Source organism: Gloeomargarita sp. (genome assembly GCF_053491055.1).
This window is the reverse complement of the sequence record NZ_JBRCEP010000047.1, coordinates 24,310-32,182: the sequence shown is the minus strand read 5'-3', so window position 1 is coordinate 32,182 and position 7,873 is coordinate 24,310. Positions and strand designations below refer to the sequence as shown.

General features: G+C 52.6%; 6 protein-coding genes. 1 reads left to right on the top strand and 5 read right to left on the bottom strand.

Annotated features, from left to right (window positions below; genetic code table 11):
- Positions 1–261 precede the first annotated feature (261 nt).
- From ACWISF_RS05515 to ACWISF_RS05505, 3 genes are all read right to left on the bottom strand, one after another.
- Positions 262–1,080, bottom strand: a complete 819-nt coding sequence (locus ACWISF_RS05515) for a sulfite exporter TauE/SafE family protein (protein WP_448380595.1) — start codon at positions 1,078–1,080, stop codon at positions 262–264.
- Positions 1,071–1,622 (bottom strand): rhodanese-like domain-containing protein, encoded by a 552-nt coding sequence (locus tag ACWISF_RS05510; protein ID WP_448380594.1) that lies wholly within the window; start codon positions 1,620–1,622, stop codon positions 1,071–1,073. Before ACWISF_RS05510 ends, ACWISF_RS05515 begins: the two co-directional genes overlap by 10 nt.
- Positions 1,623–1,687: 65 nt before the next feature.
- A complete protein-coding gene (locus tag ACWISF_RS05505) occupies positions 1,688–2,383 on the bottom strand; it encodes an MBL fold metallo-hydrolase (protein WP_448380593.1) in 696 nt (231 codons plus the stop codon).
- A 128-nt stretch (positions 2,384–2,511) separates the two neighbouring features.
- On the opposite strand from ACWISF_RS05505, the gene ACWISF_RS05500 reads away from it, so the two are divergent.
- Entirely contained in the window at positions 2,512–2,841 is a 330-nt protein-coding gene (locus ACWISF_RS05500) for an ArsR/SmtB family transcription factor (protein ID WP_448380592.1), read from the top strand.
- Positions 2,842–3,258: 417 nt separating this feature from the next.
- Here ACWISF_RS05500 and ACWISF_RS05495 read toward each other — a convergent pair whose 3' ends face one another.
- On the bottom strand, positions 3,259–4,512 hold the full coding sequence (locus ACWISF_RS05495; protein WP_448380591.1) for a bifunctional folylpolyglutamate synthase/dihydrofolate synthase: 1,254 nt from the start codon (positions 4,510–4,512) through the stop codon (positions 3,259–3,261).
- Positions 4,512–7,760, bottom strand: coding sequence for a carbamoyl-phosphate synthase large subunit (gene carB, locus ACWISF_RS05490; RefSeq protein ID WP_448380590.1), 3,249 nt, complete (start codon positions 7,758–7,760; stop codon positions 4,512–4,514). The genes ACWISF_RS05495 and carB overlap by 1 nt, the downstream gene beginning before the upstream one ends.
- Positions 7,761–7,873 lie beyond the last annotated feature (113 nt).

Here is a 7,873-nt window from a genome sequence, read left to right as displayed (position 1 = left end):
ATGACATCCACAACCCAAAACCTTCATGACCTCATCGATTCAGTCATCTGCTCTATATGTCAACCTTTGCCTGCTTAGCTATATTGGAGATATTGAGATTCTTGTAAATGATTCTTTTTATAGTCATTTCAAACAAGTTTGCGACATTCGCCTTTACCTGCAAACCCTGTCCTGGAAGGGGATACAGTGATGACCAGTGCCTCAAAGTGTTGCATTTTCCTGTGAAACGACTATATAAATGATTTTTTAATCATTCTTTCCCTATTTTGTCCTAACGATAGCTACCCCATCCCTGCTCACCTCAGCACGGGGCTTTTGAAGCTTTTGATTTTGCCACAGCACCAAGACGGCAATTCCTAAGAGAAAATAACCAAATCCCTTTTGCAAATGTTTGGGGTGGATGTATTGTGCCAAGTAGGCCCCTGCCACCGTACCCAGGCCTGCAAAAAAGGTGAAATTCACCGTTAAATGCCAATCCAAATCCACCCGCCCCAGATAGCCTGCCAGGCCTGCCAGGGAATTGGCCGTGATGATGAGCAAGGAAGTGCCAATCGCTTTGGACATAGGCACCTGCGCCAGCAGAACCAAGGCCGGGACAATGGCAAACCCACCCCCGACCCCCACCAGCCCGGTCAGTGCCCCCACCAGTACCCCCTCCGTCGGCAACCACAGCCAACAGTAGCGGCACAAAGGCGGCACATAAGGACCTTCCACACGGGAACTGCGGCCAATCATCAACCCCGCCGCCACCAACATCGCCCCCGCAAACACCGTCATCTGCACCGTACTGGTCACCCAGGGCAGAGCCGCCAACCGCGCCCCCAGGTACGCCCCGGCCATCGTCGCCAGGCCAAAGAGCGCCCCCGCTTGCCAGGCCACCTGCCCCCGCCGGATGTGGGGCAGCGCCCCGACCAAGCTCACCGTGCCCACCATTACCAAAGTCATGGGAATTGCCGTCGGCGGCTCAATCCCCATCACATACACCAGCACGGGCAAGGCCAGCACCGACCCCCCACCGCCGAGTAGCCCCAAACTCAGGCCAATCAGCACCGCCAGGGCATAGCCCACCGCTATTGCCATGACTGCCCCGCCCGGCGATTGTAGGGCAACCGCGCCAACAACATCCCCAAAGCACAGGTGTTGGTCACCCCGGCAAACACCAGACCCGCCCCCACAAACCCACTCAGGAGCAAAAACCAAGGCGAAACCGTCGCCCCCAACACCGTTCCCAGCAACACCAACGAACCCGCCACGATCTGCACCTGCCGCACCAGACTGATGGGCGCTTTGGGGTCACGCACAACCGGATAACCCGCCCGTTTCCACGCAAGGATGCCCCCCTCCAGATAGCCAACCTCCGACCAACCCGCCGCCAGCAACTGTTGCGCCGCCCGCTGCGAACGCGGCCCCGATTGGCAATACACAACCACCTGTTGCCCTGGGGATAAACCCGCCTCCTGCAACCGAGCCAAAGGCCGGGAAATCGCCCCCGGAATCCGTTCCCCCGCATACTCCACCGGTTCCCGCACATCCACCAGGACGACTTCCCCGCTATCTAACCGCTCCCGGAGCATCGCTGCATCCCAGACTTGCACGCCCACTTGGGTTTGCACCGTTTCCATGTTGGTATCCTCCCGGTCAATGTAAGGTCAATGTCATGTCAATCGAATTTTTGGTTTTGGGCTGCCTAAGCAACCGCCACTTGTCCGCACCGCTCATTGGCAGGCACCGCCTCCATCATTTTTTGCGGGTCAGGCAACTTCAATTCCCGCATAAAGGCAATGAATTCCGCGCGGGATTTTCCTGCCAAACGGGGATTCCAGCGTTTTTCCTCCCCAATGGTTGACACCGTATGCCCCCGGTAATCGTGCCCCGGATACACCCAGACCGTATCCTCAAGGGTGAATAACCTTTGGGTAATGGAATCGTACAGCGCCCCCGCATCCCCGCTTTGGAAATCCGTCCGGCCACAGCCCCGAATGAACAGGGAATCGCCGGTCAACAAATGGGTGTGATTGACCAGGTAGGCCAAATGGCTGGCCGTATGCCCCGGCGTGGCAATCGCCTGAATCGGAATGGCGCCCACCTGCACCACCTCCCCATCCCGGAGGAACCGGTCCGCACAGGTTACCGGCGCACCCGCCGGGACGATGCCCAAACACCCCGTCAATTCCCGCAATTTCCCCGTCCCCGTGATGTGATCTGCGTGGACATGGGTATCCAAGGCATAGCGCAGGGTCAACCCCAACTCCCGCAACAACTGCACATCCCGCGCCACCTGCTCCAACACCGGGTCGATGAGCGCCGCCTCCCGCGTGTGCGGGTCAGCCACCAAATAGGTGTACGTCCACGTCTCCCGGTCAAACAACTGCCGAAACCACATGCTGCACCTCCTACATCCCCAACTCTAACTTTAATGATAGCATGAATATATCACTATTTAGTAATCAAATGAAGAGAGTTATAATAAAGGGGTAGTCAGGCAGGGAGGGTGGAGGAATCAAGCGGTCTATGGCGAGGATGAGCAAGGCGGTACTGCACCAGGTCGCGGAGTATTTCAAGGTGCTGTCGGAAGTGAGTCGCTTGCAGGTGTTGTGCAGTCTCAGGGACGGCGCAAAGAATGTCACGCAGATTATGGCCGAGACGGGGTTAGGGCAAGCGAATGTGTCCAAGCATTTGAAAATTCTCACCCAGGCGGGAATGGTCAGGCGGCAGCCCCAGGGCGTCCAGGTCTATTACGAAATCAGTGACCCGATGATTCTACCCATGTGTGAATTGGTTTGTCAGGGCTTACAAAACCGTTTACAAGTTCAACTCCAAGAATTTCAACCCACCCCTTGATGAGGATGAGCAGTGCCGAAATTCCTGATGGCCAACCCGTTGGCACCGGTGGCTTCGTCCTGCACTTCCTAGAAAGAAAGCGAGCCATTACAAGTGCACTGGAACACCTCTACCGGACATCTCCGAGAATAACTGCTTTCCGGGAATAGGCTATTCTATCCAACTAGAGCACGAGCACTCCCAGTCGGCATCGAATAAGACCGTCAATGGTCATCATTATCCGGTCGTCCTTGTCGGGACTTAAATATCTTTAATAAGTGAATGAAATGCTCAACAAAAATCCGCCGGCAACCTAATTCGTTGTTCTGCAATTGTGCACCATAGTTCATTCTTTATTCCTTGGCTTTTTCTGAGGAGTGCTCATGGATTGCCCGCCTTGATATGCCTTATCCCCTGGCAACCTACTGTATGTGTTAATTAAAATGTTGACGCGCTGATAGATTTCAGCACCTGACCAATGAGATACAAAGAGCCACAGATGATAGGGATGTAAGGGGGTGTGATAGCCGCCAACGCATGACCTGGATCGGTAGCAGTCTGGCTGGGTATCCCCGGACAAATACGCTGGGCTAAGTCCTGAAGATAAGCAGTTTCATGGTAACGATGACCAGGAACAGGCACAAAACTCACCCGGTCTCCGGGACGCAATAAGTGGTGCAAAATTCCGCTTGCATCTTTGGTTTGTAATAAACCAATAATCCAATGCACTGGCTGGAAATTTTGTGCATCGACATAGTGACGTAACACCTGAGCTGCCTGAGGATTGTGCGCTCCGTCTAATAATACCTTTTTCCCTTGCCAATTCACCCATTGCAAACGCCCTGGCCACCGAGTTTGTGCCATTCCCTTCTGAACTTGCGATACGGGCAAATTCCATCCTTTTTGCCGCAGTTGATGAATCACTTCTAGGGCAATTTGCGCGTTGATTAATTGATGCGCCCCCGCCAAGGGTATGAAATAATCATCTCCCTGAAAATGCAACACTCCCTCTGATTGGATCACAGGTGGTGTGATAGCAATAAGGGGGCAGTTAAGCGCGAGAGCTTGAGCATCAATGACTTCTGCTGCCGCTGGGGGCACCGGCCCGCGCACCAAAGGACAATTGGGTTTGAGAATACCTGCTTTTTCCCGGGCAATATCCCTAAGCTCATTTCCCAACCGTTCCTGATGATCCAAACCAATAGATGTGATTACCGTAACCAGCGGCTGCATCACCACATTTGTTGCATCTAAACGTCCCCCCAAACCCACTTCTACCACCGCAATATCAACATTCTTTTCCGCAAAATAAATCCACATCAAAGCCGTAATTGCCTCAAATTCCGTGATGGGGATTTGGTAGATTTCAACGGTAGTTTTGATCCGCTCCAAAATGCGCCACCAATCAACTAATTCGATCGGTTGATGATCAATCTGAATCCGCTCTTGATAGGTGATTAAATGGGGAGAAATGTAGAGGCCGGTGCGATAGCCACACGCAGTCAAAATGCTGGCCAAGTAAGCGCAAACTGACCCTTTTCCATTCGTTCCTGTAACGTGAATGGTCGGGACATGGTTTTGGGGGTTACCCAGGTGAGCGAGAAGCTGACGAATCCGCTCTAAACCCAACGTAATGCCAAAGCGTTGCAACCCCTGAAAAAAGGCCTGAAGTTCTATGTTTGGTTCCATCATCAACGGGGTAGTAACTGATAGTAATCTTGGATGGTTTTGGGGGGAGACATTCCTGAGCGCAAGGCACGAATTGCTGCAACCGTCGCCCGCGCCCCTGCCAAAGTGGTGACCAAAGGAATTTTGTAGGCTAGAGCAGTGCGCCGAATCAACTGGCCATCCGCATAGGCATCCTCACCAGAGGGAGTGTTTAATATCAGTTGAATTTGGTCGTTTTTAATCCAATCAATGACATGGGGACGGCCCTCATGGAGCTTGAACACCCTTTCTACCTGCAGACCATGTTCCATCAATACCTTGCGGGTTCCTTGGGTGGCGACAATTTCAAAACCCAACTCAATCAATTCTTGAATGATGGGTACTGCCATTTCTTTGTCGCGGTCGTTAAACGAGGCAAACACCCGCCCTGCGAGCGGAAGATTCTGACCCGCAGCAATTTGCGCTTTGGCAAACGCTTGTCCAAAGTCAGCAGCAATCCCCATAACTTCCCCTGTCGAGCGCATTTCTGGTCCTAAAATCGTATCGGTACCAGGGAATTTTTCAAAGGGTAAAACCACCTCTTTGACCGAGTAGTAACTGGGGATAACTTCGCGGGTAATCCCCAATTCTGCTAGACGTTCTCCTGCCATCACCCGAGCAGCTAGTTTGGCTAGGGGAATTCCAGTTGCTTTGGCAATAAAAGGCACAGTACGGGAGGCTCTGGGATTGGCCTCCAAAATGTACACCTGTTCCCCTTGAATGGCAAATTGCACATTCATTAACCCCACAACTTCCAAACGGTCAGCAAGAGCCTTGGTCCAGGTGCGAATCTGTGTCAAAACTTTTTCCGGCAAAGAGTAGGTGGGTAAGACACAAGCAGAATCTCCCGAATGCACCCCTGCCTGTTCAATGTGCTCTAAAATCCCACCAATGATCAGCGCACCTGTTTGATCCCGCAGGGCATCCACATCCACTTCAATAGCATTTTCCAGAAATTTATCCACCAAAACGGGATGGTCTGGCTCCACCTGCACGGCTGTTTTGATATAGCGCTCTAAATCCGCCTCAGAATAAACAATTTCCATCGCCCGTCCCCCCAAAACATAGCTGGGACGTACCACCACCGGATAACCAATGCTGCGGGCAATGGCAAGGGCTTCCTGCTCATCCCGAGCAATACCATTGGGAGGTTGCTGAATATGCAATTCCCGTAAGATGTGCTCGAATTTTTCCCGGTCTTCGGCAATATCAATCGAAATGGGCGATGTCCCCCAAATCCGACTGGGAATATCCGGGTGTTCATTGAGGATATGATAGAGAGGAAGGGCTAATTTCAAAGGCGTTTGCCCCCCGAATTGGACAATAACGCCGCTGGGTTTTTCGGCTTCTAAAATGTTGAGAACATCCTCCAAAGTCAGGGGTTCAAAATACAAACGGTCGCTGGTGTCGTAGTCGGTGGAAACAGTCTCAGGGTTGGAATTGACCATGATGGTTTCATAGCCCCGTTCTTTCAGGGCAAAAGCCGCATGGCAACAGCAATAATCAAATTCAATGCCCTGACCAATGCGGTTGGGACCTCCCCCCAAAATCATGACCTTGGGCTTATCCGTAGGACGGATTTCGGTTTCCTGTTCATAGGTTGAGTAATGGTAAGGGGTATCGGCAGCAAATTCTGCCGCACAGGTATCCACTGTTTTGTAAACCGGCAGGACCCCAATGCGCTGCCGGTGTGCCCGAATTTCTGCTTCCGTTTTGCGGGTGGCAAAGGCAATTTGCCGGTCACTAAATCCCTTGCGTTTGATTTCCCACCAATCCTCCACGGTGATTTGTTCAAAAGGGGTAATTTTCATATAGCGTTCGACCCGCAGTAAGTCGGCCAATTGGTGCAAAAACCAGGGGTCAATGCCGGTAAGTTCGTATAATTCGTCAATCGTTAGTCCCAAAAGCAGGGCATGGCGTACATGAAAAATTCGGTCGGGATTGGGGGTGCGTAAATTCGCCCGCACTTGCTCTAATGTTGGCAAAACTTCCGCCTGGTCACACCCCCAACCAGCACGCCCTGTTTCTAAAGAGCGAATCGCTTTTTGCAACGACTCTTGAAAGGTACGCCCAATGGCCATTGCCTCCCCTACCGATTTCATTTGTGTTGTGAGATGGGGGGCGGCGCCGGGAAATTTTTCAAAGGTGAAACGGGGAATTTTTGTGACCACGTAATCAATAGCAGGTTCAAAACAGGCAGGGGTTTTGCGGGTAATGTCATTGGTCAACTCCGGCAAAGTATAACCGACGGCTAGTTTGGCGGCAAATTTGGCAATCGGAAAGCCTGTAGCTTTGGACGCTAAGGCAGAACTGCGAGAAACCCTGGGATTCATCTCAATAACGATCACGTCACCGTTGGTCGGGTTAACGGCAAATTGAATGTTGGAACCACCCGTTTCCACCCCGATTTCCCGGATGATCCGAATGGCATAATCCCGCAGCCGTTGGTATTCTTTATCGGTTAGGGTTTGTGCTGGCGCAACGGTAATCGAATCGCCGGTATGCACCCCCATCGGGTCGAGATTTTCAATCGAACAAATGATCACCACATTATCCGCCAAATCCCGCATGACTTCGAGTTCAAATTCTTTCCAGCCCAGCAGGGATTGCTCAATCAAAATCTGCGACACCGGACTGGTTTCCAAGCCCGCACGGGCAATTTGTTCAAATTCCTCCTGGTTGTAGGCAATGCCGCCGCCTGTTCCCCCCAAGGTAAAAGCCGGTCGGATGATCAGCGGATAAGAACCGATCTGTTGCGCCACCTGCTGCGCCTCATCCCAGCTTTCGGCCAACCCCGAAGGACAGACGCCGATGCCAATCTTCTGCATGGCCTCTTTGAACAAGCGCCGGTCTTCTGCCTTTTCGATGGCACTCAGTTTGGCCCCGATCAATTCCACCCCGTACTGCTCCAAAACCCCCGTTTTCGCCAGCCGTACCGCCAGATTCAAAGCAGTTTGTCCCCCCATCGTCGGCAATAGCGCCTGGGGCCGCTCCTGGGCAATGATCTGCGTCAGGGTTTCTACCGTCAACGGTTCGATATAGGTGCGGTCGGCTAGCTCCGGGTCGGTCATGATGGTCGCCGGGTTGGAATTGACCAGCACCACCTGATACCCCTCTTCGCGCAGGGCTTTGCAGGCTTGGGTTCCCGAATAATCAAACTCGCAGGCTTGACCGATGACAATTGGCCCAGAACCAATCAGCAAAATTTTTTCAATATCGTGACGGCGGGGCATGGGCACTCCCAAACAAACAACCTGGCATCAGGGTACACGATTTGGGGCACGGTAAACGTTACAGGGACCACTTCCCACCCCAAAACGCACCTGTTCTGGCATGTCCCGCCGCC

What these genes read in the sequence shown, in the direction of transcription:
- ACWISF_RS05515 (WP_448380595.1), bottom strand. Translation starts at nt 1,080, where the DNA reads ATGGCAATAGCGGTGGGCTATGCCCTGGCGGTGCTGATTGGCCTGAGT.
- ACWISF_RS05510 (WP_448380594.1), bottom strand. Translation starts at nt 1,622, where the DNA reads ATGGAAACGGTGCAAACCCAAGTGGGCGTGCAAGTCTGGGATGCAGCG.
- ACWISF_RS05505 (WP_448380593.1), bottom strand. Translation starts at nt 2,383, where the DNA reads ATGTGGTTTCGGCAGTTGTTTGACCGGGAGACGTGGACGTACACCTAT.
- ACWISF_RS05500 (WP_448380592.1), top strand. Translation starts at nt 2,512, where the DNA reads ATGGCGAGGATGAGCAAGGCGGTACTGCACCAGGTCGCGGAGTATTTC.
- ACWISF_RS05495 (WP_448380591.1), bottom strand. Translation starts at nt 4,512, where the DNA reads ATGATGGAACCAAACATAGAACTTCAGGCCTTTTTTCAGGGGTTGCAA.
- carB (WP_448380590.1), bottom strand. Translation starts at nt 7,760, where the DNA reads ATGCCCCGCCGTCACGATATTGAAAAAATTTTGCTGATTGGTTCTGGG.